General features: G+C 60.0%; 29 protein-coding genes and 1 other RNA gene. 18 read left to right on the top strand and 12 right to left on the bottom strand.

The genetic code is table 11. The annotated features are described in order from the left end of the window. Nucleotides 1–28: 28 nt before the first annotated feature. The 4 genes from NHH73_24125 (at nt 29) to pncB (ending at nt 3,703) form a co-directional block, all read left to right on the top strand. Nucleotides 29–640 carry an FMN-dependent NADH-azoreductase gene (locus tag NHH73_24125; GenBank protein ID USX25633.1) on the top strand — a complete coding sequence of 204 codons (612 nt, stop codon included), beginning with the start codon at nt 29–31 and terminating at the stop codon, nt 638–640. 104 nt (nt 641–744) lie between these two features. Continuing rightward, nucleotides 745–1,614 (top strand): cysteine hydrolase, encoded by an 870-nt coding sequence (locus tag NHH73_24120; GenBank protein ID USX25632.1) that lies wholly within the window; start codon nt 745–747, stop codon nt 1,612–1,614. A 25-nt stretch (nt 1,615–1,639) separates the two neighbouring features. Beyond that, entirely contained in the window at nt 1,640–2,452 is an 813-nt protein-coding gene (locus tag NHH73_24115) for a hypothetical protein (GenBank protein ID USX25631.1), read from the top strand. 57 nt (nt 2,453–2,509) lie between these two features. Then, nucleotides 2,510–3,703 carry a nicotinate phosphoribosyltransferase gene (gene pncB / locus NHH73_24110; GenBank protein ID USX25630.1) on the top strand — a complete coding sequence of 398 codons (1,194 nt, stop codon included), beginning with the start codon at nt 2,510–2,512 and terminating at the stop codon, nt 3,701–3,703. A 108-nt stretch (nt 3,704–3,811) separates the two neighbouring features. Here pncB and NHH73_24105 read toward each other — a convergent pair whose 3' ends face one another. The 3 genes from NHH73_24105 to NHH73_24095 are packed head-to-tail and all read right to left on the bottom strand — an operon-like array spanning nt 3,812 to nt 5,116. Next, nucleotides 3,812–4,114, bottom strand: a complete 303-nt coding sequence (locus tag NHH73_24105; GenBank protein USX25629.1) for a hypothetical protein — start codon at nt 4,112–4,114, stop codon at nt 3,812–3,814. A 33-nt stretch (nt 4,115–4,147) separates the two neighbouring features. Next, nucleotides 4,148–4,447: an antibiotic biosynthesis monooxygenase gene (locus NHH73_24100; GenBank protein ID USX25628.1), complete on the bottom strand. Its 300-nt coding sequence runs from the start codon at nt 4,445–4,447 to the stop codon at nt 4,148–4,150. 24 nt (nt 4,448–4,471) lie between these two features. Continuing rightward, nucleotides 4,472–5,116, bottom strand: coding sequence for a TetR family transcriptional regulator (locus tag NHH73_24095; protein ID USX25627.1), 645 nt, complete (start codon nt 5,114–5,116; stop codon nt 4,472–4,474). A 211-nt stretch (nt 5,117–5,327) separates the two neighbouring features. Between NHH73_24095 and NHH73_24090 the strand changes: the two genes are divergently transcribed. From NHH73_24090 to NHH73_24080, 3 genes are all read left to right on the top strand, one after another. Continuing rightward, nucleotides 5,328–5,813, top strand: a complete 486-nt coding sequence (locus tag NHH73_24090) for a hypothetical protein (protein USX25626.1) — start codon at nt 5,328–5,330, stop codon at nt 5,811–5,813. A gap of 186 nt (nt 5,814–5,999) precedes the next feature. Further along, nucleotides 6,000–6,359: a transfer-messenger RNA gene (gene ssrA, locus NHH73_24085) on the top strand. A 307-nt stretch (nt 6,360–6,666) separates the two neighbouring features. Next, on the top strand, nt 6,667–7,872 hold the full coding sequence (locus NHH73_24080; protein ID USX25625.1) for an integrase arm-type DNA-binding domain-containing protein: 1,206 nt from the start codon (nt 6,667–6,669) through the stop codon (nt 7,870–7,872). A gap of 54 nt (nt 7,873–7,926) precedes the next feature. Here the strand turns inward: NHH73_24080 and NHH73_24075 are convergent, their stop codons facing one another. Together NHH73_24075 and NHH73_24070 are read right to left on the bottom strand one after the other, a co-directional pair. Next, nucleotides 7,927–8,283 carry an AlpA family transcriptional regulator gene (locus NHH73_24075; GenBank protein ID USX25624.1) on the bottom strand — a complete coding sequence of 119 codons (357 nt, stop codon included), beginning with the start codon at nt 8,281–8,283 and terminating at the stop codon, nt 7,927–7,929. 784 nt (nt 8,284–9,067) lie between these two features. Then, nucleotides 9,068–9,241, bottom strand: a complete 174-nt coding sequence (locus NHH73_24070; protein ID USX25623.1) for a hypothetical protein — start codon at nt 9,239–9,241, stop codon at nt 9,068–9,070. Between the two features lie 213 nt (nt 9,242–9,454). Here NHH73_24070 and NHH73_24065 point away from each other — a divergent pair, with 213 nt between their 5' ends. After that, a complete protein-coding gene (locus NHH73_24065) occupies nt 9,455–10,735 on the top strand; it encodes a PIN domain-containing protein (protein ID USX25622.1) in 1,281 nt (426 codons plus the stop codon). A 333-nt stretch (nt 10,736–11,068) separates the two neighbouring features. Further along, nucleotides 11,069–11,251 carry a hypothetical protein gene (locus NHH73_24060; GenBank protein USX25621.1) on the top strand — a complete coding sequence of 61 codons (183 nt, stop codon included), beginning with the start codon at nt 11,069–11,071 and terminating at the stop codon, nt 11,249–11,251. A gap of 96 nt (nt 11,252–11,347) precedes the next feature. On the opposite strand, the gene NHH73_24055 is transcribed toward NHH73_24060, so the two are convergent. Then, on the bottom strand, nt 11,348–13,078 hold the full coding sequence (locus NHH73_24055; GenBank protein USX25620.1) for a protein kinase: 1,731 nt from the start codon (nt 13,076–13,078) through the stop codon (nt 11,348–11,350). A gap of 490 nt (nt 13,079–13,568) precedes the next feature. On the opposite strand from NHH73_24055, the gene NHH73_24050 reads away from it, so the two are divergent. Next, the gene (locus NHH73_24050; protein ID USX25619.1) at nt 13,569–14,072 is read left to right on the top strand and encodes a hypothetical protein; all 504 of its coding nucleotides are present in this window, start codon (nt 13,569–13,571) and stop codon (nt 14,070–14,072) included. Between the two features lie 77 nt (nt 14,073–14,149). On the opposite strand, the gene NHH73_24045 is transcribed toward NHH73_24050, so the two are convergent. After that, nucleotides 14,150–15,049: a LysR family transcriptional regulator gene (locus NHH73_24045; GenBank protein USX25618.1), complete on the bottom strand. Its 900-nt coding sequence runs from the start codon at nt 15,047–15,049 to the stop codon at nt 14,150–14,152. Nucleotides 15,050–15,164: 115 nt separating this feature from the next. Between NHH73_24045 and NHH73_24040 the strand changes: the two genes are divergently transcribed. The 5 genes from NHH73_24040 to NHH73_24020 are packed head-to-tail and all read left to right on the top strand — an operon-like array spanning nt 15,165 to nt 19,957. Further along, nucleotides 15,165–15,710, top strand: a complete 546-nt coding sequence (locus NHH73_24040) for a peroxidase-related enzyme (protein USX25617.1) — start codon at nt 15,165–15,167, stop codon at nt 15,708–15,710. A 34-nt stretch (nt 15,711–15,744) separates the two neighbouring features. Beyond that, nucleotides 15,745–16,716 carry an alpha/beta hydrolase gene (locus NHH73_24035; protein USX25616.1) on the top strand — a complete coding sequence of 324 codons (972 nt, stop codon included), beginning with the start codon at nt 15,745–15,747 and terminating at the stop codon, nt 16,714–16,716. 24 nt (nt 16,717–16,740) lie between these two features. Then, nucleotides 16,741–18,300, top strand: coding sequence for a 2Fe-2S iron-sulfur cluster-binding protein (locus NHH73_24030; GenBank protein USX25615.1), 1,560 nt, complete (start codon nt 16,741–16,743; stop codon nt 18,298–18,300). Between the two features lie 12 nt (nt 18,301–18,312). Continuing rightward, entirely contained in the window at nt 18,313–19,302 is a 990-nt protein-coding gene (locus NHH73_24025; protein ID USX25614.1) for a C4-dicarboxylate ABC transporter, read from the top strand. A 55-nt stretch (nt 19,303–19,357) separates the two neighbouring features. Continuing rightward, nucleotides 19,358–19,957, top strand: a complete 600-nt coding sequence (locus tag NHH73_24020; GenBank protein ID USX25613.1) for a flavin reductase family protein — start codon at nt 19,358–19,360, stop codon at nt 19,955–19,957. A gap of 117 nt (nt 19,958–20,074) precedes the next feature. Here NHH73_24020 and NHH73_24015 read toward each other — a convergent pair whose 3' ends face one another. Next, complete coding sequence (locus tag NHH73_24015) at nt 20,075–20,641, bottom strand: cysteine hydrolase (GenBank protein USX25612.1); 567 nt, start codon at nt 20,639–20,641, stop codon at nt 20,075–20,077. 138 nt (nt 20,642–20,779) lie between these two features. On the opposite strand from NHH73_24015, the gene NHH73_24010 reads away from it, so the two are divergent. Both NHH73_24010 and NHH73_24005 read left to right on the top strand, forming a co-directional pair. Further along, nucleotides 20,780–21,589 (top strand): AraC family transcriptional regulator, encoded by an 810-nt coding sequence (locus NHH73_24010; GenBank protein ID USX25611.1) that lies wholly within the window; start codon nt 20,780–20,782, stop codon nt 21,587–21,589. A gap of 78 nt (nt 21,590–21,667) precedes the next feature. Next, nucleotides 21,668–22,060, top strand: a complete 393-nt coding sequence (locus NHH73_24005; GenBank protein ID USX25610.1) for a cupin domain-containing protein — start codon at nt 21,668–21,670, stop codon at nt 22,058–22,060. Between the two features lie 75 nt (nt 22,061–22,135). On the opposite strand, the gene NHH73_24000 is transcribed toward NHH73_24005, so the two are convergent. The 3 genes from NHH73_24000 to NHH73_23990 form a co-directional block, all read right to left on the bottom strand. Then, nucleotides 22,136–22,192 carry a hypothetical protein gene (locus NHH73_24000; protein USX29693.1) on the bottom strand — a complete coding sequence of 19 codons (57 nt, stop codon included), beginning with the start codon at nt 22,190–22,192 and terminating at the stop codon, nt 22,136–22,138. 18 nt (nt 22,193–22,210) lie between these two features. After that, nucleotides 22,211–22,678 (bottom strand): hypothetical protein, encoded by a 468-nt coding sequence (locus NHH73_23995; GenBank protein ID USX25609.1) that lies wholly within the window; start codon nt 22,676–22,678, stop codon nt 22,211–22,213. Nucleotides 22,679–22,917: 239 nt separating this feature from the next. Further along, on the bottom strand, nt 22,918–23,595 hold the full coding sequence (locus tag NHH73_23990; GenBank protein USX25608.1) for a PEP-CTERM sorting domain-containing protein: 678 nt from the start codon (nt 23,593–23,595) through the stop codon (nt 22,918–22,920). 179 nt (nt 23,596–23,774) lie between these two features. Here NHH73_23990 and NHH73_23985 point away from each other — a divergent pair, with 179 nt between their 5' ends. Then, entirely contained in the window at nt 23,775–24,266 is a 492-nt protein-coding gene (locus NHH73_23985) for a PLP-dependent transferase (GenBank protein ID USX29692.1), read from the top strand. A 16-nt stretch (nt 24,267–24,282) separates the two neighbouring features. Here NHH73_23985 and NHH73_23980 read toward each other — a convergent pair whose 3' ends face one another. Beyond that, nucleotides 24,283–25,398, bottom strand: coding sequence for a hypothetical protein (locus tag NHH73_23980; GenBank protein USX25607.1), 1,116 nt, complete (start codon nt 25,396–25,398; stop codon nt 24,283–24,285). Between the last annotated feature and the right edge of the window lie 42 nt (nt 25,399–25,440).

The raw sequence follows: 25,440 nt of genomic DNA, 5'->3' as shown, positions 1-25,440 counted from the left end.
CAACCCTACCACTTAAAGGAAGCACATCATGGCAACCGTCCTCCACATCGATAGCAGTGTTCGTCACACCGGTTCAGTTTCGCGCCAGCTCGGCGGCGAATTCATCGCAAAATGGAAGGCAGCCAACCCTTCCGATACCATCGTCACCCGCGATCTGGCCGCCGCGCCGCTGCCGCACCTGACCGAACAGCTGATCGGCGCGTACTTCACCCCGCCGGACCAGCGCAACGCCGACCAGGCCCACACGATCAAGCTGTCCGACGCGCTGGTCGACGAGCTGCTGGCCGCCGACACCATCGTCATCGGCGCGCCGATGTACAACTTCTCCGTCACCTCCGGCCTGAAGGCGTGGATCGACCACATCGCCCGCGTCGGCCGCACCTTCAGCTATGGCGCCAACGGTCCCCAGGGCCTGGTGACCGGTAAAAAAGTGTATGTGTTTGTCGCCAGCGGCGGCGTCTACAGCGAAGGCCCGGCGGCCGTCTACGACCACCTGACCACCTACCTGCGCGCCACCTTGGGCTTCCTGGGCATGACCGACATCACCTTCATCGTCGCCGAAGGCGTGTCGAAGGGTGAAGAGGCCGTCGCCACGGCAGTCGCCAAGAGCCGCGCCGACATCAACGCCATCCTGGTCTGAGTTCCGCGCCAAATACGCCACACAATCGGTCGTGAACGAAGCCCCGCTTGCGGGGCTTGTTCTTTGCTGCGTATCATGGAAGGCATACCCGTCACGGAGCCCCTATGAAACGTAACTTGCACCTGCTGATTATCGACCCGCAAAACGACTTTTGCGATCTGCCGGCCGGCTATCTGCCGATCGATCCGGTCACGCGCCAGCCGCGCGCGCCGGCGCTGCCGGTGCCCGGCGCGCATCAGGACATGCAGCGCCTGGCCGGCCTGATCAACCGGGGCCGCTCCGGCCTGACGGCCATCAGCATCACGCTCGACTCGCACCACCGCTTCGACATCGCCCACCCGACGTTCTGGGTCGCCCGCGACGGCGCGCCGGTGGCGCCGTTCACGCAGATCACGGCCGACGACGTGCGCGCCGAAAAATACCTGCCGCGCCATCCTGCCGGCTTGCCGCTGGCTTTGAACTATCTCGACAAGCTTGAGGCGGCGGGCCGCTATCAGTTGATGGTGTGGCCGGTGCATTGCGAAATCGGCAGCTGGGGCAACAACGTCCATGACGACGTGCGTGCCGCCTATGCCGCCTGGGAGGAAGCCTCGCTCGGCATCGTCGCCAAGCTGGCCAAAGGCTCCAATCCGTGGACCGAGCACTATTCGGCCGTCATGGCCGAGGTGCCCTACGCCGACGATCCGGACACCCAGTTCAACACCAAGTTCGTCAACACCTTGGCCGAGGCCGACCAGATCTACGTGGCGGGGGAGGCCGGCAGTCACTGCGTCAAGGCGACCGTCGAACATATCGTCGACCACTTCGGCGACCAGGCCGCGTCCAAGCTGGTGCTGATCACCGACTGCATGAGTCCCGTCACCGGCTTCGAGGCGCAGTACCACGGCTTCCTGAAGGCCATGCAAGCGCGCGGCGTGCAGCTGATGCAGGCTGGCGACGTGCTGCCCGAACTGCTGGCCAACGCCGCCCGCTGATCCCGGCGGCCGGAGGGGGAAGGCTGTGGCGCTCACCCGACGTCAACTGCTGGAGGCGGCCGCCGCGCTGCCGTTGACGTACGCCGCGGCCGCTGCCGCGCAATCCCGCCCTGGCCTCGGCGCCGGTCCGGCCGACGGGGCGCACACGCTGCGGTTCGTGTTTTCGCGCCCGTTCGACAATCCGCGCACGCAATGGCTGATCCGGGTCTACACCCATCTGCTTGAGGATCAGGGCAAGCGCTTCGTTTATATCGACGTGCCGCCATTGCGCGCCACCGCCATGGTGCTGTCGGGCGAGGCCGACGGCGAACTGGGACGCACCTTCGACTATCAAAACCTGTTTCCGGCGCTGGTGCGGGTGCCCGAGCCGAACAACGCCGTGCGCTTTGCCGCCTACGCGACGCGGCCCGGCCTGGTGTTCGACAGCTGGCAGGCGGTGCGCGCGCGCCGCCTGCGCTGCGAATACCGGCACGGCATCAGCGAATTGCGCGACATGCTGTCGCGCGAGCTGGCCGCCGGCGAGTTTTCGTATGTGCAGACCATCGACCAGGGCCTGCAGAAGCTGCGCCTGGGGCGCACCGATCTGTATTTCGATGTCGAAGAGGCGGTCGGCGATTTCCTGTTTTTCCTGGGCGACGCCGAACAGCGGCGCAGCGGTCTGGGCTCCCTGCACCAGGCCGGCGTGGTGCGCAGCACCACAGGCCACGCCTACCTGCGCAGTGCGCACGCGGCGCTGGCGCCGCAACTGGCGGCCGGGCTGGCGCTGCTGAAGCGCCAGGGCACGGTCAAGCGTTACCTGATGGAGAGCCTGTCCGCGTACAAGCAAGCGCGGCCCTGATCAACGCATCCGGCCCGCATGGCGTAAGATCATGGCAATATGCAATCTGGAGAGTCCATGAGTCAGCCCATCGTCCGCAGCCTGCTGGAGACGGATCTATACAAATTCACCATGTGGCAAGCGCTGCTGCATGGCCATCCCAACTCGCACACCGAATACGAATTCGTCTGCCGCAACACGCCCGAGTATCCGCTGGCCGAGCTGCACGAGGCGGTCGAGCGCGAACTCGATCATCTGTGCTCGATGGGCTTTTCGGACGAGGAACTGAACTTCCTGCGCTCGCTGCGGTACATCAAAAGCGACTTTGTCGATTTCCTGACGGTGTTCCGCTTCCAGCGCAAATTCATCGACGTGCGCGTCGACGGCGACACCTTGGCGATCCGCGCCACCGGCCCGCAGGTGCACGTGATGGGCTTTGAGATCTACGTGCTTTACATCGTCAATGAACTATACTTCCGCCGCTTAGACCAGGCCGCCGCGCTGGCCGAGGGGCGCCAGCGCCTCAGCGCCAAGATCGCCGCGCTCAAGGCCTTCGGCGCCGAGCCGGCGCGCCGCAACCCGTTCGAGTTCTCCGACTTCGGCACGCGCCGGCGCTTTTCCGGCGCCTGGCACGACGAGGTGGTGCAGCGCCTGTCGCGCGAGGTGCCCGAGTACTTCAAGGGCACGTCCAACGTCTACCAGGCGATGAGGTTCGGCCTGGTGCCGATCGGCACGATGGCGCACGAATACATGCAATCGTTCCAGGCCTTCGGCGTGCGGCTGCGCGACTTCCAGAAAGCCTCGCTGGAGGCGTGGGTGCAGGAATACCGGGGCGACCTCGGTGTCGCGCTGACCGACGTGGTGGGCATGGACGCCTTCCTCGACGACTTCGATCTGTATTTCGCCAAGCTGTTCGACGGGCTGCGCCACGATTCGGGCGATCCGGTTGTGTGGGGAGAGAAGGCGCTGGCGCACTACGCAGCGTTGCGCATCGACCCCAAGACCAAGCGGCTGGTGTTCTCGGACGGGCTGAATCTGGAGAAGGCTTTCGAGCTGTACCGCCATTTCGCCGACCGCATCATGACCGGCTTTGGCATCGGCACGCACCTGACCAATGACGTCGGCCTGAAGCCGCTCAACATCGTCATGAAGCTGGTCAACTGCAACGGCCAATCGGTGGCCAAGCTGTCGGACTCGCCGGGTAAAACGCTGTGCAAGGACGAGACTTTCCTGGCTTATCTGCGCCAGGTGTTCCACCACCCGGCCGTGTGATTTTCGTAGGGCGGATTAGGCGGCACGCCGTAATCCGCCATGAGCCGCCGACGGCGCCTGGCGGATTACGCTGCGCTAATCCGCCCTACGTAGTTCCGCAGGTGCTTTTTACGCCGGTCGCGCGCCGAAGCCGCTCATGATGGCGTCGGCGTTGCCGCCTTCGTCCTCGTCGTAGATATCGACCGACAGCATGGCGCCGCTGCGTTCGCGCGCGTGCGCTGCGGCGGCCGGGCCGCCCGGCGTCAGCGCGTCGAAGATGTTACCGACGGTGCTGGTCGCCACGCTCGGCGGCAAAGCCGTGTGCTTGGTCAGTTTAACGGTGGACGGAGGAAAACCCTTGGCCAGCAAGGCGCTGCGGGCGCTTTCGGCGTCGGTCACCTGTTCGAAATTGCGGTGTATTGTGCGTGTCATGACGACCTCCTTGATTGAACCGGGCAGTGCGGCTTAGAAGCCGGCCACCACGGTTTCGAAATGCTCCACCTTGGGCGGTGTAGCGAAATAGCTGCCGACCAGTCCGCGCCAAGACTGGAATGCCGGACTGCCACGGAAATCGACGGTATGGTTTTCAAGGGTTTGCCAGCCGATCACCAGATGATAGGTGTCGGGCGTTTCGATGTCGCGGTCGAGGCGCATCGACAGGCAACCGGTGGCCGCCTTGAACAGGGGCACCGCCTCGGCCACGCCGGCCTGGAAGGCGTCGTGGTCATCCGGCTTCACGTATATCTCGGCGATCTCGTAAATCATGGGCATCCTTTTGAAAGTATGCCCCTATTGTGCCTCAACTGCGGCGGGCGTGCGCAGGATGAAGCGCATCGCTTGGCGGGCCAACTCCTTGACGTCGGCGCCGCTGCCGGGTTTGTACCACTGCACGGTCCAGTTGAGCGCGCCGAAGATCAGCAGGCGGTCGAACGACGACGGCATCGCCCAGTCGCCGGACAGGTGCAGCTCGGCGATGGCGCGGTCCCACACGGCCTCGTAGCGGTCCTTCAACGCCACCACGCGCGAGCGCGACGGCTCGTCGAGCGAGCGCCACTCGTACAGCAGCACGGCGATGTAATGGTGGTCGGGCGCCAGCAGCGTATGCAGATGGGCCTCGACCAGCTGGCGCAGGATTTCGCAGGGCGGCAGTTGCTGGCTGCCGATGGCCTCGATCTCGGCCAGCGAGCGCTCCAGGCCTTGCTCCATGATGGCGGCAAGAATGTCCTGCTTGGTCTTGAAGTGGTAGAACCAGCTGCCGGCCTGGATGCCGGCGGCGGCGGCGATATCGCGCACGGTGGTGTTCTCGTAACCTTTGGTACGAAACAATTCTGCCGATTTCTCGATCAATTCCGCACGCAGTCCACCGCTTTCCCCTTTCAGGGGGCGCCCGCGTCGCTTGGGGCTGGGGGAGTCGATTGTGGCGGCGTTAGGCATGAAAAGGTGTCTGAACAGTAGTTTTGGTACATCCCATTCTAATGCAGCGTTCGGCTGCGAAATCGAAAAAGTGTTTGAAATTGTTACTTTCTGTCTAGAAGTCAACGGCTTTTGTGCTGCAACGCAACACTTTGGTTCGGTGCGCAATTGAGCGTGATCAAAGGATTAACGAGTAGGCCGCATAGGCTGGTGGATGGACAGGGAGCTAGCGATGACCAAGACATCTGCTGCAATGGCTGTGCTTGACACTGGCGATCGCGCCGACGAGGATAGTGAGATGGAGAGCGAGATGCAAATGTTGAGGCGTGAGGTCGGCGAAGGTTTTGCCGGGGTGAACGCGCGCATCGACGAGTTACGCCGGGAGACGACCGAGCGTATTGACCGGTTGCGTCAGGAGACCACGGATCGAATTCTTGAAGAACGTAGAGACACCAACGCCAGGATAGACGCGTTGCACAGAGAGACACTCGCACGGATCGATCAATCGCGTAAGGAAGCGTCCGATAATTCGGCTTCGCTAAATGCCCGCATGTTCGACTTTCATCGGGAAACAACAGCGCGAATCGATGCAGTGCTCGCCGAAAGTCACAAGAGAATGGATCGCAGCGATGTGCAGTTCCGCTGGCTGGTAGGTCTTATGATCACCAGCCTGCTCGCGACCGCTGGGCTGTTCGCCCGCGCTGCGCACATGTTGTAACTGAAGGAAATTGGTGCCGGTATATTTCCCGACCGCCGGCGCCGGTAGTAGCCGCCTCCGGGAGGCGCTAATTGGTCGTTCTGTGTGAGAACTGGAGCCATCATATCGGGCGAATGTGACAGGCGTTTGACCGGGTTCCGAATGAGCATGCGTGCAGAGGCAAAATGCGCTAGAATGGAGGTCTGTGGGGACGACCTGGTTTCGACGTGGGTTGCAAAGCAGAGCAGGGCATACCGAGGGCTGGTTACCTCGTAAATACACCCAGAAAAACTTAACTGCAAACGATAACTCGTACGCACTGGCAGCTTAATTGCTGTTAGCTCCACAACACCTCGTCCCTGGGGTGGGCCGTTAAAAGCTGTGGAGTCATTTACAGGGACTCGCGCTGTGAGGGGTCACTTCGATCAGCGCTAAATCTAAGGTGAATCGCTAGTCCAAAACGTGCACGTCCGTGTTGTACTGGTTAAATTAAATGATAGTGCTAAGTATGTAGAACTGTCTGTGGAGTGCTTGCGGACGCGGGTTCGATTCCCGCCGTCTCCACCACTTATTCGTTTCAAGCAGGCTCAGCAAGACCTAAAAAACCCGCCCCGTGCGGGTTTTTCTCTATGGGGGCCAGTCCAGCTTGGTTCAAAGGCGTCCGGTGGCATCCTGTGGGTAACTGGGGGCGATTTACGGGTAACTGAGGGTACGCGTTTTGAGTTACCCGCACCCCAGTTACCCGCATCCTGAAGCTCCGATTCCGCAGCAATCCCGGCAGGAATCACGCGGCCTGAGCATGAGAGCGATCAAGCCGCTCCCTGAACTATTCGTCTAAAGCCTGTATCTAAGCTATCCCACGCGGAGATACGACATGGCCCTTACCGAGACGAAAATCAAAACCGCCAAGCCTGAAGCCAAGCCCTACAAGCTGCCCGATGAGCGCGGACTTCACCTGCTGGTGACGCCGCAGGGCGGCAAGTGGTGGCGCTTCCGGTACCGTTTTGACGGTAAAGAAAAATTATTATCCTTGGGGACTTACCCGGATATTGGATTGAAGGACGCCAGGGAAAGGCGTGACCAGGCGCGTAAGCTGGTTGCGCAAGCGATTGATCCGAGTGCGCAGCGCCAGGCCCAGAAAGCCGCCAAGCCGGAGCATGCGGCCGACAGCTTCGAGGTGGTGGCGCGTGAATGGCACGCCAAGTTCTCGCCGACCTGGGCCGAGAACCATGGCGGGCGCATTTTGAGCCGACTTGAGCGCGACATTTTTCCCTGGATCGGCAGCAAGTCGATGTCGGACATTACCGCGCCCGACCTGCTGTCTGCCGTTCGCCGCATCGAGCAGCGCGGCGCGCTTGAAACGGCCCACAGGGCGCTGGCGAACTGCGGGCAGGTGTTTCGCTATGCCGTGGCCACCGGACGCGCCCAGCGCGATCCTACTGGCGATTTGCGCGGTGCTTTAGCTCCGGTGAGGGCCGAGCATTTTGCATCCGTCACCGACCCGGCCAAGGTGGGCGGGCTGCTCAAAACCTTTGACCGTTACGAGGGTTCCATGATCGTCTCGTGCGCGCTGCGCCTTGCGCCGCTGGTGTTCGTGCGTCCTGGCGAACTACGCAAGGCCAAGTGGGCCGACATCGACCTGGAGGCGGCCGAGTGGCGGTTTCTTGTGACGAAGACGAAGACCCAGCACATCGTGCCGTTATCTACACAAGCGATGGCGATTCTGCGGGAGGTGCGCGCACGGACCGGTGATAGCACCTATGTTTTCCCGAGCGTCAGAACGAACGATCGCCCGATGAGCGACAACGCAATTCTTGCGGCGATGCGCCGGATGGGAATCGAGAAAGATGAAATGAGCGGCCATGGCTTCCGCGCCATGGCGCGCACCATCCTTGACGAAGTGCTGGGCGCCCGACCGGACCTGATCGAACACCAGCTGGCGCACGCGGTAAAAGACCCCAACGGACGCGCCTACAACCGCACTGCGCATTTGCCCGAGCGCAGAAAGATGATGCAGCAATGGTCCGACTACCTCGACAGTTTGAAAGCGGGTAGCGATCCGCCAAGCGCTCAGCTGTAAGCATCGTACAGTTCGAAAAGCAAGATCAGCCATGGCGCCGCCTGCGTCGCGCAGTTACGCGTGCGGACGACTGGCGCGTATCCGCTGCGCCACCCAGCCTTCGACTTCGTGCTTTATCCACTCCCGCGCCCGCCCGCCAATGGCGACCGGCGCCGGAAAGCGTCCCTCCTGGATCAGGTGGTAAATGCTGCTGCGCGACAGACCGCAGATCGCCTTTACCTCGGGCATACGCACCAGCCGCAGGTTACCCTGGCGGCTAATTGCTCGCCGTTCTGGGGCAGGCGCTGCTACGCCAGAAATCCTGGCCTCGCTGAGAACTGGGCGCCGTGGTGCTGCCTGCTTGTCTTCGACCACCGGCGGCACCAATCCCGCCCGCAGCGCCGTTATGGATTGCAAAGTTCGGTTGCTCATCATTGTCTCCCAAGCAGAGCGCGGTTGCCGCGCGATCGATATGTCGAAACGAATGCTTGAAGTATGAGCCTGCCTGCGCAGCGTGCCTATCGAAAAGCGAAGCAAATGCCGAGTAGATCAAAGCGGGCAGGGCGCTGGTGTTCCGGGCTTTAGCCGCTGAAAAATTGCTCGACTTTTTTAGCGGCTAAATTTCCCCTGTCGCCGAGCTTGGTGCCGATGTGGCGCCGACCATCCTTGACACGAGAGGTCCTGCTGAGTGGCCCAAGGCCGTTGGTGATGCGGACCGGGTCAAGGTATCGGCGCTACACCGAGGACACCGGTGATGGGGGGACCTCCATGGTCGGCGACAGTCCGGCTTTGCCTGCTTACCCCCAGGGGCATCTACGGTGTTTCCGCCGCCAGCAAAGACGTTTCTGGCCGACGACGCACGCGACATGGTGCGCCCTTGCTGAGCAATGGTCGGCGCGGCGATGGCCGCGTTCATCGTCGAGTTGCCGGCACCCGCAGGGAGCACACGTATCTCAGGTAGGTGGCTACCCGAGCACATCCTCTTTGGCGTAAGAGAAAGGTATCGCATCGGTGGCGGCAGCCACCTGGCCTCGCAGAGCAGGATTCCGTTGAGCACGAAGTGCGAATAAGGAGTTGTGATGGAGGAATACACGCTTGCGTGTAGGCCTACATCACCTATCCTGCCCGGCTCTTCGCACCGATTAATTCACGAAAGAGTCCGGTAGCCTGATCGGTTTGAGCACGGTTTGGGCAGGGTTTGGCCAAGACTGAATTGTCACGACCATCGGCTGGCATTTTGGAAACCTTCCAGCGATTCGTATTTGCCACCATAACTTGGTCGCTCGGCCAGCAGCATGTTTGTGCGGCCGCGCTGGACATTCGCGTCGATCCGCAGCATGCGCCCAACAAGATCGTTCGAAGCATTTGTGAGAATTTGTGATTTTTCCACGTGGAAAATCTGATATCTTTGGCTGTTTGCAGGCATAACCGGACACCCTAGGCAATAACGCCAATTTTGCTTATCGTTAGCTCATCGTAGCTTCAAGTGACAATCAGCGTATTTTTCTGACGAGCCAGATATTATTCTTTGTTCTGTAGTTTCGGCAAACGAGAGTGCTGACGCGGTGCGTAAATTTCAATTGATAAATGTGGGAGACGAAAAGTGGCAATCCAGTTGTTTGTTGATACGAATATTTACCTTAATTTTTACCATTTTAGCAACGACGACGTTGACTCATTGCGTTTGTTAAAGAATAAAGTGAACAGTGGTGAGGTTGTTCTACATCTCCCCAAGCACGTTATTAATGAATGGGAGAGAAACCGGGAAAGTAAGCTCAAAATTGCCGCTAGTGAGTTTAGCAAGTCAGCTTTACAAGCCCAGATACCTCGACACATGATGACGTTAGCAATGGCGAAACAATATTCCGATGCGATTGACGTAGCCAAAAAAGCTCGCGACAGGCTAATTGCAGAAGCTACGGCGAGCGCTCTAACTTACGAGTTAGAAGTGGATATTGAGCTGAAAAGTCTATTTGCGGTCGCAGCGCTTTACCAAGAGGATGACGATGTTTATGCGCGAGGTAAAATGCGAGCGGATAAAGGAAATCCACCAGGAAAAGCTGGTAGTGTCGGCGACCAGTACAACTGGGAGATGCTACTGGAAAAAGTCGAAAGTGAAGACCTGTTCATAATTTCTAAGGATGGGGACTATGTCTCACCGCTTCAAGGGCCTGACTCCAACGGGCGCCCACACCCGAACTCATTTCTCCAAAATGAATGGAAAATAAGAAAGAATTCATCGCTTCAGGTTTTCGATTCAATCAAAGCATTTTTGAAGCACCACGCGAAGGTTATCCAAGACGCCCAGCAGGCACTAAACCTAGCGGCCGCACCAGAAGGCTCACAAGCAGCGCAAGAGCCGCTGGTGCCCGACGTATTAGGATTCCAAAGCGTAAATCAACAACTCCCGCCAGCACCACAGTCTGCGGAAGAAACACCAGCAGCAGCGGGGAACACGTCGGGAAAGGTGGCTGAACAGCAAGTTTCGAATATAGTCCATGACCAAGGTGTGCCGATAATTATGCCCGTGGAAGTTTTAGCTTCAGACGCGGCGTTGTCTCCTCTGGAACGTACCGAAAAATCTCAAGCCATTGATGCGCTCGTCAATAGCACATTCTTCCAAGCTACGCACCAGTCGATTGCCAACCTCAAGCGTTTTGAAGAGTATTTCACTACCGAGGACGCGAATAAGCTAGCCGACGCAGCAGTGGAGAATAATCAGATTCGTTGGATTATTTCAGACACGGACGTCAACCAATTTTACTTACGCTTGTTGTCACGGCATATCTCCGCGCTCGCGCCAGAAATTGTCGACACTCTAATCGCGACTTTGGATATTAGTGCGGACAGTGCGGATGACGAGGCGGAGAACAACATCCAGTAGTTGAAAAGCAAACATACTTCGAGCGAAATGCTGTGGGGAAATCTGCACGCATGGTGGGTAGTTCAGCTCAGCAGTAGTAGGCGCCCTGGAGCGCCAAGTCCTATCCTCTAGCTCGTCCGGAGTTGATGTGAACTGGGCGACGTCTTTAATTTTTGGCTTGCTTTTTGATTTCAGTTTTGTTCTGTGGAAACAAAAGCGGAATGTCTAAAGGTCTAGCGGTAGAGTGCTTCGCCGATGGCTATTTCCCGCAGTACGACGTTAACCGGCGACAAGCAGTCAGTGTGATAGTTGTTGAGGTTTGAAAAATGAAAATTCAATCCACTAAGGAAACCAATGTCAGCGAAGACCAAACTCAAGAAGGCTCTCAGTGCAATTGCTGATGCGGCCACTGCATTGAGGAAAGCACGCAACGATGCAAATCCAGATGTTGAGTCCCAAATTCGCAGAGCGCTTAACGAACTTGATGATGCCGAACGTGATATTAAGCGTGCAATCAGAGAAATTACTGATGTTTGAGCACCCTGTTAACGGGCGAAATCGGCCAAAAGCGGACGTCCCCCGTTTTCAAACGCGATCCGCTACAGTTAGCCTGCCTTGGTCCGCCCTGTTCCATCAGGCTAGATCTCCCGGATAACGGACAGCCAGCTCGCCTATAACCATTTCCGCAGTCTGAGGATTGGCTTGGATGACATGCTGCTCCAAGAAGCGAAGATCATGATCCAATAACACCCATCGTGACGTCTCCATTGATTGTTGATCTAGAACTGGAGAAATCGAGGAGATCGCGGCCAACGGAACAAGTGCCGTGACAAAAGCTTCATTCATGAGCTCACGGGTACGCCGATTTTCCAAAAAGTAGTCGAGCGCCCAATGTAATTTTCCTCGCTGCGGCTGCGTTGGATCGTACACGAAGGCTAGGATCGCGCATCGACGGCGAGTGGCTTCGCTTGCCGCCGCCGACAACGATCCAAATGGACGGACTTCCCGGAATAGATCAGCTTCGGGCGGCAGCGCATTCGGATTCGTCAGCACATCCCGGAGCCGGGTCGTAAGCCACGTCCGAATCGCAATCGTGAAGTTATCCCCAAAGTCGGGCTCCGCAAAATCGGTACGGTACACTGTCTCTCCCGACATCCGCAGAACTAGCTCTTCGCCCGCCGCGACCACATCATGCGTTACCGACAATATAGGGTCCACTGTGCCTTGACGCGACCAAAATAAGGTGTTTCGGCCACGCTCACCGGTGACGCTCCAGCCGGTCTGACTGATGCTAAGCGTGCTACCAAGCGATTGACTCACACCATCGAACACAGTACGTACCCGCTGCAGCACATTGTTCAACTTAGCTGTGGTCTCCGTCAATCGCCGATTCGCCGACGTGTCGAGCACATCGCGCAGTGCGGCCAGGTCAGCATCGAGCGACAGTCCTGGTTCTTGTTCATGCATAATTCTGTCCATCCGTTCCCGCATCGCGGGCACAGTAGCAAACCGGTTAGCAATTCGAGGTGAAAAAGCGTCGTCAAACAGCGCCAATATCCGTCCCAACTGCGGCGATGAGGCCTGCCGCAATTTGACCATGGCCCCTTTTCGTTGATGGGGCATCCGGCCATCCTCATCTTCCAGTACGTCGGGATGCTCCCCAGTTAGCAGGTAAAAGAAAATACCGGCGGCAAAGGACACGTCCGACCTAGGATCCTGTTTAGACCGGCTTCCCGCTGACAGCTCAGGAAGTCGAAGAAAGCGATTGCCTACTTCCTGCCAATCTTCCGTCTGAAAGTCGACATCCGCAAGATTGTGATAGCTGATCCCGAAATCGAGCAGCCACACGTTGGTCGCTGCGCCCAGGTCAACAATAATGTTATCGGGTTTAACGTCACGATGAACACAGCCCTGCCGATGACATGCCTGAAGAATATCGAGGATGCAAACCGTGATTAAAATTGCCTGCTTCACGGATACCGACACCATTGACTCGCGCCATGACCTCAGCGTTTGTCCAACAATAAACTCGGTCACGATGAAAGGGATTATGTCGGGACTCGCATGAAGATGAGCATTGCTCTCGATCAGCCTAGGGATGCCGTCAATCGCTAGGGTATCGTACGCACTTGCTTCACGAAAGAATCGAGCTCGGCGTTCCGGATCTGTTTTGGCCCTGATCACCTTGAGGAATCCGATCTTCTCGTCGGCCAACCGACGAACGCGGAAGACATCACCCTGACCACCTCCGGGCAATCCTTCAACCACGGCCCAGCGGCTTTTCCACGTTTGCTCGTTGACCCAGGTAAGTAGGTTGTCTTCCGGTTGGATCGTGGCAACACTTATTTCAGCGATACTTTTCAATGTCTGGCCGCTCCCACTTAGCAAGGATTTTTATTCGTCATGCGGAAGCCTTCAGTTGCCTACGGCTGTCACAACTCTTCTGGAAATCGAAGCTTGATACAAAGGCGCTTTACACTTTGCCCCAATCGCTCGAGTGCTGTGGTGTGGCTACTGCCTACTTCTCGCCGTTTGGCACCTAAGAGCATAACAAATTACCAATAGGAAAAATTCACACATTGTCACATGCTGGTGTGAAGGTCTGCTTGGGGCGGAAGCTGCCGGTCGCAACAGAAATTGCACCTTAAAAAAATAAAGCCAGAGTCCAGTATTAATTCTGTGCAAATCGCCGGTGGACTCTGAATGCTAAACCGTGGTATGCATGCAATGCTAAACGGTGGCGTTTTGAATGCTAACAATCACTTCCGCATCGCCGGGGTACTTTTCAGGGTAACCTGAAAAATACGCACCCGAAAAATTGGCTTAACTCATTGATTTTAAAGGAATCTGTAAGATGAGTTCAATTGACGCCGTCCCACTGAATACTAGGAAGCCCCGACGCGAAAGCGCAGGGGCTTTTTATGCATCGCTGGAATGTCGTACGTTTATCCTGATGCAACAGACCTCAAAGACCAACCGCTGGTCGGTAGTCATCAATGTGTGGCCCTCGTTTGCCTTCATCGCCGAAAAGTCCATACAGCTGGTGGACACCCGCAAAGGTTGGATTACGTTCACGGGTTCACCCCTGTACTTGCATGGCGCCGCTCTGATGGATGGTCCGCCTGAAAAATTGGGTGAGCTCTCTGACTACAAGCAGTCAAGCCGCAAACATGAACTGGTTTACACCTATCAACTTGATGGTAAATTTCCTCACGGCAAATGGCTATCATGCACTTATGGTGAGTCCGACCAAGTGACGCTTGCTCGACAACTTCCGGATGACACGAATGCCTGCGTCATCACCTCCCGTAAAGGCGAACATGTCGGGCAGAACGATATCAAAATCGATTGCAAATGACTGCATGAGAAGCCACGGCCGCATTTCCGATCGCATCAGAACATATCACACCTGTTCTGATACGCGAGTTGCGCCAATTAGTTGAAAGCGCCCTCGGCCCGCAACAACGACACCGCAAGGTCGATAAAGGCCCTCACCTTGGTCGTAGAACGGCGCCCCTCATGGTGCACCACGCTAACCGGCACCGGGGCCGACTCATACTGCGTCAGCACCGTCTTGAGCCGCCCGGCCGCCAAGTGCGGCGCGACCATATAGGAAATCACCCTCGTCATGCCAAATCCCCGCACCACCGCCCCGATGGCCGCGTCATTGCTGGTACTGGTAAGGCGCGGACGCACTCGCACGACCACCGGTTGGCGCTTGAACTCGAAGCGCCAGTCGGGCGATGCGGTGACGGCGTTAGCCAGCACGATGTCATGCCCGCCTAGCTCCTCCGGCATCAGCGGCAATCCGCGCGCTTCAAGGTAAGCCGGCGACGCGCACACCACCTGCCGCACCTGGCCCACCCGAACCGCCTGATAGCTCGAATCTGGCAACTGGCCAATGCGGATCGCCACATCGATCCCTTCATCCATCATGTTAACCACGCGATCGACGAAGCGGCATTCCACCTCGGTTTCCGGATAGCGGCGGAGATACTCGGTCACCACCGGCGTCACATACATGGCGCCGAACAGCACCGGCGCGGTGATAACCAGCCTACCGCGCGGCTCCCCGTGCGTGCCGGTCGCCGCCTGCTCGGAATCGGACACGTCGGCCAGGATGCGGCGGCAGTCCGCCGCATACCGCGCGCCCACATCGGTCAAGCGCACCATCCGCGTGGTGCGCGTCAGCAGGCGCACGCCCATCGTTTCCTCGAGCTCCGTCACCGCCCGCGTCACCACCGGCGGCGAGATCCGCAACTTGCGCGCGGCCGGGGCGAAGCCGCCTTCGTCGACCACGGCCAGGAATATCGACATGGTGTAGAGCCGATCCATATTATTCCACTTTCAGGAATGGTTCATTGCAGGTTGTAAGGATTCTAATTAGGCGACAAAAGAATCAAACTGTATTCGCTGGATAACACTTCGTCAACCACCCAAGGAGAACACCATGAGCCGCATCACCATCATCGACAGCAGCAACGCCAACGCCGAACAACAAGCCCTGCTGGACACCATCCAGGCCCAGCTCGGCATGGTGCCAAACTTCCTCAAAGTATTCGCCAACTCGCCCGTCGCCCTGCGCGCCTTCCTGGGCCTGTACGGCGTGGCTGGCGCCGGCAGCCTGGACCATCAAACCCGCGAACGCATCGCCCTGGCGCTGGCCCAGCAAAACGGCTGCGAATACTGCGTCTCGGCGCACACCGCCATCGGCCGCAAGAGCGGACTGACCGGCGACGAAATCAACGCCGCCCGCCACGGCACCAGCGAAGACGCGCAAGCGGCCCTGGCCGTCCAATTCGCCACCAGCCTGATGGAAAAGAAGGGCGATGTGAGCGCCATCGAAATCGCCCAACTGCGCAGCGCCGGCTTCACCGATGCCGACATCGTGGAAATCATTACCCACGTCGGTATGAACTTCCTGACCAACATCCTTGGCAAGGCCAGCAAAGTCGACATCGACTTCCCGCAAGTGGACTTGAAACTGGCCGCCTGATTCCCCCACCCATTCCATCTCTAGGAGCATCGCCATGAACTCGTCCTCTTCCGTCTGGGCCCGCCTGGCCGTCACCGCCGGCTTCGTTGCCGTCACTGCCGCCGCCGGCGCCGCGCCTGCCACTCCCGCCGCATCGACCGCCGTGAGCTATCACACGGCCAGCATCGACGGCGTAAAAGTGTTTTACCGCGAAGCCGGCCCGAAAAACGCGCCGACCCTGTTGCTGCTGCACGGTTTTCCGACCTCGTCGCAGATGTTCCGCAACCTGATTCCGCAACTGGCCGACCGCTATCATGTGATCGCGCCGGACTATCCGGGCTATGGCCAGAGCGACCAGCCGCCAATGGACAAGTTCACCTACAGCTTCGACAACCAGGCCAAGGTGATCGACAAACTGACCAGCCAGCTTGGGCTGACGAAATACGCGCTCTACGTGCAGGACTATGGCGCGCCGATCGGCTACCGACTGGCCGCCGCCCATCCGGAACGGGTCACGGCGATCGTGGTGCAAAACGGTAACGCCTACGACGAAGGGCTGGATAACGAGTTCTGGCAACCGGTCAAGGAGTACTGGAAAGACAAAACCGAAGCCAAGGCCGCCAAGCTGCGTCCGCTGCTGGAGATCGGCGGCACCAAGTGGCAATACACCGAAGGCTTCCGCAAGCCGGACGTCAACGTCAGCCCCGACGCGTGGATGCTCGACCAAGCTTATCTGGACCGTCCCGGCAACAAGGACGTTCAGATAGAAATGTTCTACAGCTACGGCACCAATCCGCCGCGCTATCCCGAGTGGCAAGCGTATTTCCGCAAACACCAGCCGCCGATGCTGATCGTCTGGGGCAAGGGCGACAAGATCTTCCCGGCGGCCGGGGCCACGCCTTACCTGCGCGACCTGCCGAAAGCTGAGCTGCACCTGCTGGACACCGGCCACTTCGCCCTCGAAGAAGAGGGCGACAAGATCGCAAAGCTGATGCGCGAGTTCCTCGGTCGCAACGTCAAACGTTAAACCTCACTTTTATCAGGAGCCATCATGGGCCGCGCATTTTCCGACATCACCTTTACCCCGAACGTGCGCGCCATGCAGGAACGCATGGGAAGCCGCGAGCAATACGAAGGCTTCGACCTGATGACCAACCGGGCCGACCGCCTGGGCCGCATGGAGGCCGAGTTCATCGCCCAGGCCGACCATTTTTACCAGGCCACGGTGAGCGAGACGGGCTGGCCGTATGTGCAGCATCGCGGCGGCCCGGCCGGCTTCCTGAAGGTCCTCGATCCGAAGACCGTCGCCTTCGCCGACTTTCGCGGCAATGTGCAATACCTCAGCGTGGGAAACCTGCAAAAGGACGACCGCATCTCCATCATCGTGATGGATTACGCCAACCAGATGCGCCTGAAGCTCATCGGCCGCGTGCGCTTGGTGGAGGCGGCGGACGATGCCGCGCTGATCGAGCGGCTGCGCACGCCCGGCTATGCGGCGCGCATCGAGCGCGCTTTCGTGATCACCGTCGAAGGCTACGACTGGAACTGTCCGCAGCACATCACGCCGCGCTTCACCGAAACCGAAATCAACACCATGACGGCGCCGCTGTACGCGCAAGTCAAGCGTCTCAAGGAGCAACTGGCCGCGAGCGCCGCCAAGCAACCTTTGAGCGAATTGGGCGATGGCCCGCTGGCGCTGGTGGTCAGCGGCGTGCGGCAGCTGACGCCGCAGGTGCGAGCCTACGAATTGAAAAGCTTCGATGGCGGCGACTTGCCGGCGGTCCAAGCCGGCGCCCACATCGACGTGCCGGTACTGCTGGCCGATGGCAGCGCCGCCACGCGCAGCTATTCGATCGCTTCCGATCCCGCGCAGCCCGGCGTCTATGAGATCGCCGTGCTGCGCGAGGACGAGGGCAAGGGCGGCTCGGCCAGCGTGCATGCGGAATATCACCTTGGCATGCTGCTGCGCTGCTCGCTGCCACGCAACGATTTCGCCTTGCCGGCCGACGGCGCGGTGGTGCTGATCGCCGGCGGCATCGGCATCACGCCGATCAAGGCGATGGCGCATACCTTGATCGCCGAACATCGCGACTTCGTGCTGCACTACGCCGTGCGGTCGCGCCGGCAAGCGCCGTTCCTCGACCAGCTCGAACGCGAACTGGGACCACGCCTGGTCGTGTACGCCGCCGACGAAGGCCGGCGCCTGTCGCTCGAGACGGTCATGGCAGGCGAGGGCGTCATCGTCGCCTGCGGCCCGGCGCGCCTGCTCGACGCGGTGACCGAAACCGCCAAGCGACTGGGCGTGCGCGTCCTGATCGAACGCTTCGCGGCCGATGCGCGCGCCGTCAACCGGCCCGTCATCGTGACCTTGAAGCGCAGCCGCAAGGTGATTGAAGTGCCGGCCAGCGCCAGCATTCTGGAGGCGGTGGAGGCCGCCGGCGTCGATGCGCCAGCCTCCTGCCGGATCGGCAACTGCGGCACCTGCCGCGTCAAGGTACTGGCCGGCACGCCGGAACACCGCGACAACGCGCTCAGCGACGAAGATCGCGCCGATCACATGTGCATTTGCGTTTCGCGCGCCAGCGGCGACACGCTCGAACTAGACCTTTAAGGAGCAATGACCATGAACGCAACACATCCGGCGGCCAATGCCGTCCCAAGCAGTACGCTTCACTATATACCGGTCGGGCTGTTTGGCGCCGTCATGGGCAGCATCGGCTTGGCGGTGGCCTGGCGTCTGGCCGCCGAGCGCTTCGGCGTGCCCGCATGGATCGGCGATGGATTGGCGGTGGCTGCGCTATTGGCCTTTGTTGCGGTGGGCGCGGGCTATGCGATCAAGGCCTGGAACGGCTTCGACGCGGTACGCCGCGAGTTCGCCCACGCCGTCGCCGGCAACCTGTTTGGCACACCGCTGATCACCTTGCTGTTGCTGCCGATTCTGCTGGCGCCGTTCCAGCTCGCCGCCGCGCGCATGCTGTGGGTGGCCGGCGCCGTCGGCATGGCGGTGTTTTCGCTATCGATCACCGGCCGCTGGCTGAGGGAAAAGCAAGCCGTGATCACGCCCGCGCTCCTGATTCCTGTCGTCGGCCTGCTCGACGTGCCGCTGGCCTTGCCCGCGCTCGGCTGGCAATCGTCAATGCACGGCGTGATGGTGTTTTCGGTCGCGGTCGGTCTTGTGTTCGGTTTGCCGCTGCTGAGCATGGTGCTGACCCGCTTGATGCGCGAGGACGCGATGCCCGCGCCGCTGCAGCCGACGTTGCTGCTGCTCAGCGCGCCGTTCAGTGTCGGCTTCTCGGCCTACATCGCGACAACCGGGCAGGTCGATCTGTTTGCCGAAGGCTTGGTCATGGTGATGTTCTTCGCGCTCGCGATCGTCGCCGGCCGGTTGCGGGTGCTGGTTGCGGAACAGCCGTTCCGGCTGTCGTGGTGGGCGGCCAGCTTCCCGCTGGCGGCCGCCACCTTGGCCGCCTTGCGATACGCGGGCCACGCGCATCATATTGTTGCAGATGGCCTCGCTCTGCTGTTGCTGGCAACGACGACCGTTTGCATCGCTGTCTTCGCGGCGCGGACGTTGAGTGCTGTCGTCAAAGGTGAGTTGCAGACACTGGCGTGAGCAGCCAGTTCCGATCCGATGCATAATCTCCTGCTGAGTATTTGCGGGAGTAAAAATGAACGAACATATGGTGGCAGTTGAACTGGAAAAGGCATATCGGCTGCTCAATCACGGGCCGACGGTGCTGGTGTCGGCCTCGCACGATGGTGTGGATAACGTCATGGCGGCGGCCTGGTCTTGCGCGCTGGATTTCGCTCCGCCCAAGGTGACGCTGGTGTTGGACAAGGCGACCAGCACGCGCGGGCTGGTGGAGGGCAGCGGTTACTTTGCGCTGCAGGTGCCCAACGTGGGCCAAGTCCAGCTGACCTACGACGTTGGCAATCTGAGCCTGGCCGACGCGCCGGACAAGCTGAAAAAATGCGGGATCGAATTATTTCGCGCCGGTGAACATAACACGCCACTGGTCTCCGGCTGCTCGGCCTGGCTGATCTGCAAAGTGATCCCCGAGCCGCACATCCAGCAGACCTACGACTTGTTCATTGGGGAAGTAGTGGAGGCTTGGGCCGACGACCGCGTGTTCCGCAACGGCCATTGGGAATTCGACAAAGCCGACCCAAACCTGCGCAGTTTGCATTACATCGCCGGCGGCCAGTTCTACGCGATCGGGGAATCGGTTCTTGCCGATACCGGCAAAGCCACCGATCAGGGGACCTAACCCGCTAGCGCCGGTGTTGGGAGGGCCTGCAGATTCGCAGCAATCCATTCCAGCCCCCTCGACGTCAATTGCGCATGTGCAAACGTATCGCTCCCGCCCCGCCGAGGGCGATGCGCATCACGCAGCGGTTTCAAACGCATCGAGCACATCCCGGGTCTGAACGATGGTCGCGTATTCGCCGTCCAGATTGGACAACGCCATGGCGTGCACGTCCTCGGCGCTGCGTGGCACGCCCGCGTAATCGGCTTTGGCGAACGCGAAACACGCATCCGCCACGACATGGGTCGCGAAGCCGAGATTGCCCGCCGTCCGCGCGCTGGCCTCCACCGAGTTGTTGGTGCTCACGCCGACGATGACGAGTTCGCTGATGCCGCGCACGCGCAGCCAGCGCTCCAACCCGGTGTTGATGAAGGCGTCGGGCACATTCTTCTCGATCACGTAGGCGTCCGGCAAAGGAGCCAGTCGTTCCTGAAACTCGACCCCAACTTGCCCGGGCCAGAACAGCGAACCAACCGTTCTCGAAATGTGGCGGACATGGACAACCGTGGAACCCGCCGTCCGCCAGGCGCCAAGCAAGGCTGCGATGTTCTGTTCCGCCTCGGGGTTGTTGCGCATGCCGGCCGCCGGATCGGCCATGCCTTTTTGCATATCGATGATGATCAGTGCCGCCGTGCTTACTTGCATAGTGTTGCTCCAGATGTGGGAAAGCGTAAAGGTCGATTGTAGCTCCATCACAACATCGGGAAAGAGTAGAATTCCAGGTTCCTCCCAACCCGACGATGGACCGCGAATGAACGTCGCCACTTTCTCGAAGCCTGCGCCGTGAGCAAGACCAAACGGGCCGGCGACTGGATCGTGCGCGCGCCGCAGACGGGCCGCACGGAGCGCATCGAAGCGTTCTTCTCGGGCCACGGCTACGAGCCGCACCGCCACGACACCTATGCCATCGGCCGCACCCTGGCCGGGGTGCAAAGTTTCCACTACCGGGGCGGGCAGCGACACAGCGTCCCGGGCGCCACCATCGTGCTGCACCCCGACGAGTTGCACGACGGCGAGGCGGGGACCGACGCCGGCTTCCGCTACCGCATGCTGTACATCGAACCCGCGTTGATCCAGCAGATCCTCGGCGGGCGCGCGCTGCCTTTCATCCAGCACGGCATCAGCGCCGATCCCAGGCTGTACGCGGCCAGCGAACTGTTATTGCGCAGTCTGGACGCGCCGCTCGACGCGCTCGAGGAAGACGACGCATTGTTCGACCTGGCCCATGCGCTGAGCGCGGTGTCGGCGCCGCCGGGATCAAGCCAGCCGTTCGACTATCGCGCGGCCGAGCTGGCGCGGGAATTCATCCACGAGTCCCTGGCGCACAGCGTCACGTTGGGGGAGTTGGAGCGCCACAGCGGGCGCGACCGCTGGAGCCTGTCGCGCGATTTCCGGCTGCTGTTCGGCACCTCGCCGTACCGCTACCTGACCATGCGCCGCCTCGACCTGGTGCGCTCGCTGCTGCTTCAGGGCCAGCCGCTGGTGGGCGCGGCATTGCTTGCCGGCTTTACCGATCAAAGCCACATGACCCGCCATTTCGGCAAGACCTATGGCTTGTCGCCAGCGCGCTGGCTGAAAATGCGCGCCGGCTGACGTCCGCACAATCGTACAAGAAACGCCGTCCCGTTTTGCGTACGCTGGGCACTCACCAACAGCAACAGGACGAATCCAATGCATACCGAGCAGACGGCGGCGCACGCCATCCACACCATCAATTTCGCCAAGAAATTCAGTTTGTTTACTGAGCAGTGGGCGCCCAAGGTGGTCGCGGAGATGAACGATTACCAATTCAAGATAGTCAGGCTGCAGGGCGATTTCATCTGGCACGCCCATGCCGCCACTGATGAAACCTTTATCGTACTGGAAGGACAGTTGCGGATCGATTTCCGCGACGGCCACGTGCTGGTGTCGCAGGGGGAAATGGTGGTGGTGCCGAAAGGCGCCGAGCACAAGCCGTCGGCCGATGGGGAGGTGAAACTACTGCTGATCGAGCCGCGCGGCGTGCTCAACACGGGTGAGGAGGAAACCAGCGACCGCACGGCCGTCAACGACGTGTGGATATAGGCGAACCGAACGACTAATGAAAAAGGCCCGGTGCGTTAGCACCGGGCCTTTGACTTTTGATGCGCCAAGCGCGGATTACTTTTGCTTGCGGCGGCGAGCGACCACGCCCATCAAGCCCAGGCCGGCAAGCATCATCGCGTAGGTTTCCGCTTACGGAACCGGCGTCACGGCGGTGCCGGTCGAATACAGGGTGGCGTTCGACAGCGAACCGAACTTGGTGGTGAAGCTGTCCAGGCCCATGCCAGCGTCAAAACGGTAGAAGGCGGTGACGTTGTTCGACTTCGTGCCTGCGGCGTCCTTCACATTGCCAAAGTGCATGCCGACGATGGTGTCGCCGTACAGCATTTGGGTGAAGTTGATGGTGGTGCCGTTCAGGCCCGACAGCATCGAGGTCGATGGCACGGCCGAGGTCAGGTTCACACCCCACACGGCCAGGTTCAGGTTGATCTCGGCGAGGCTCGGGTTGTTGCCGTTCAGGTTGCCGTTGATGAAGCCGATGCAGCTGGCGCCGGCCACGCTGATGTCGGAACCGTCGCACAGGGCGGTTGCCGCCATTGCGTTACCTGCGAACATAAGCGTGGCCAGGGCGGCCGCCGTCGAGAGTTTCTTAAAGTTCATATTTTTATCCCAGTATGTGAAAGGCTACGTTAATAAATTGCGCGCCGGAAACAATTTTTTGGGTTTCATTGTGCAATTCGGTCTGATGGGTTGAAGCATATCATGACTTGCTGACATGTCTATTTCTATTTTGATACATTTAATTGCTCAAAGTAAATTTTCGTTGTATTTTTACGAATGGCAATAAAAAAGCCCGGTGCGCTAGCACCGGGCCCTGTTCTCACGCGGAAGGCGCGGAGTTATTTTTGCTTGCGGCGGCGGGCGACCACGCCCATCAGGCCTAGGCCGGCGAGCATCATTGCGTAGGTTTCCGCTTCCGGAACTGCCAACACGGGCGCCTTGCCGGTCGAGTACAGCGTGGCGTTCGACAGCGAGTTGAACGCGGTCGTGAAGCTGTCCACGCCGGCGCCCTGGCCAGCGTCGAAGCGATAGAAGGCGGTGACGTTGTTCTGTTTATGGCCCAGGACATCGGTCACGTTGCCGTAGTGGATGCTGACGATGGTGTCGCCGTACAGCTGTTGAGCGAAGTTGATGGTGTTGCCGGTCAGGCCGGACAGCATCGACGTCGACGCCACGGCTTCCGTCAGGTGCACGCCCCATACGCCCAGGTTGCTGTTGATCTCGGTCAGGCTCGGCTTGTTGCCGTTCAGATTGCCGCTGACGAAGCCGATGCAGCTGGCGCCGGCCACGGAAATGCTGGCACCGGCGCACGATGTCGATGACGGTGGAAGGGTGATCACAGGCGTGGTGGCTGGCTTGTCGGTCGCCGGCTTGGTCACCACCGGCGTGGTGCTGCCGCCGTTGCCTTTGCCGTTGCCATTGTTGCCCTTGCCGTTACCGCCGGCGGCAGCCATGGCGGCGCCTCCGGACATCAACAGTACCAAGGTTGCGGCGGTCGAAACAGTCTTGAATTTCATGTCAAAGTATCCCAAAAAAAGATAGTAAATGATTACGGTGTGATTGCGCGCCGGAAACAATTGGTTGGGTTTCTTTGAGCAAGGGTCGTGCGATTTGCCAAAGCATATCACGGGTAGCTGCCTCAAAGATACTTTAATTGCTATATGACAAAATCAATTGGCGGAAAATGCACTCTTAAATCGCCCCCGTCGGCAGCAAGAATGCAAAATATGCATTTATAAATCAAACCGTCGCCTACGCGTTCGACGACACCCAGCACGGCGCCGACCTGTTCGACCTCAAGGTGCCCGGCAACATCTACACGCGCATCATGAATCCCACCCAGGACGTGCTCGAGCAGCGCATCGCCGCGCTCGAGGGCGGGGTGGCGGCGCTGGCGCTGGCTTCCGGGCAGGCCGCCGTCACCTGCGCGATCCAGACCATCGCCGAGGCGGGCGACCGCTGCGCATGGAGCGCATCGTCGGATGCGCTGCAATTGTTCACGCGCCTGGTCAACATCGGCGACGCCAAATCGCTGGCCTGCCATCCGGCCTCGACGACGCACCGCCAGCTCAACGAGGAGGAGTTGGCCAAGGCCGGCGTGACGGTCGATACGGTGCGCCTGTCGATCGGCATCGAGCACATCGACGATCTGCTGGCCGATCTGGAGCAGGCGCTGGCCGCCGTCTGAAGCGCTGGCGGAGGCGCTATTTCTTGTCCGGCTTGACCTTGTCGGGCACGCGCGTGACGATCACCTCGCCGTCGACGATGGCGCAGTCGAGGACATGGCTGCGCGACACCGGCGCGTGCTGCGAGAACAGGTCGTGGTAGGGCCCGGTCTCCTCCAGGCGCAGGTCGATGCGGAAGCTCTCCAGATGGTTGGTCGCGTGCACCTCGCGCACCCGCTGCTTGCGCACTTCCGCCTCCTTGGCGCTGCGGCCGTGCATCTGCGGCCCCTCGAAGTAGCGGATCAGCGCGCATTCGATGATGTCGACGCGGTCCTTGAGCAGCAGGTCGGCCGCGATGGCGTTCTGGTTGACCGGCATGTCGACCGGATCGCCGTCGTCGGACAGCACCTCGACGTTCATGCGCTGTATCAGCAGCAGCATGTCGTTGTCTTCGTTGTTGATCTGGTGGATCTTCTGCACCGCCGCCAGGCGCCCGCGCGCCAGCCGGCCGGCCGCGTCCTTGGTCTGGCCGACATATTGCACCTTGCTTTGGAAGCGCAAGTCGTTCTCATACTGTTGCAGCACGTCGTGGATCGACAGCGCCTCGATCAGGCCGCCCCAGTTGAGCGTGATGAAGCGGTCGGTCATGACCACGGTCGGCTTCTTCAGCGTGGCCGCGAACGGCACGGTCAGTTCGATCGTGATGCTATCGCGTTTTTCCTCGGCGCCGACCACGATCGGCACCGTCAGCTTGAGGGAGAAAAAGCCCCAGCTGGTTTTGCCGTTGACATCGAAGCGCACGCGCGGACGGTTGACGGCGAAATAGATCAGCCGCTTTTCCATCGTCGCTTCCAGGTCGAACTGGATGCGGCGCAGCTGGCGTCCGACCGGGTCGCGGATATCGGGCCGTTCGGGGAAGCCGGCCACCAGGTCGTACCAGTGATATTTCGCGTCGGCGACAGTGACCACCCAGGTTTGCGGCGACGCGCTGCGCTGGGGCAGCAACGGCAGCAAGTCGTCCAGCGCTTCGGCCGGGGGCGCCAGCAGATCGTGGAATGGTTCCGGCGATTCGGCAAACAGTTCGCCTATGCCCAGTTCTTCCGGGCTAGGGTCGGGATAGTCGTCGGCGATTAGGGTCGGGTAATCGCTCGTCATGATGCGCACTCCAGGGTCTCGTTTAATCGGTCGTTTGTTGGG

This window comes from Oxalobacteraceae bacterium OTU3CINTB1 (genome assembly GCA_024123955.1).
Classification (GTDB): Bacteria; Pseudomonadota; Gammaproteobacteria; order Burkholderiales; family Burkholderiaceae_D; genus Rugamonas.
The sequence above is the reverse complement of the archived record's forward strand: the minus strand, read 5'-3'. Positions and strand labels throughout refer to the sequence as shown.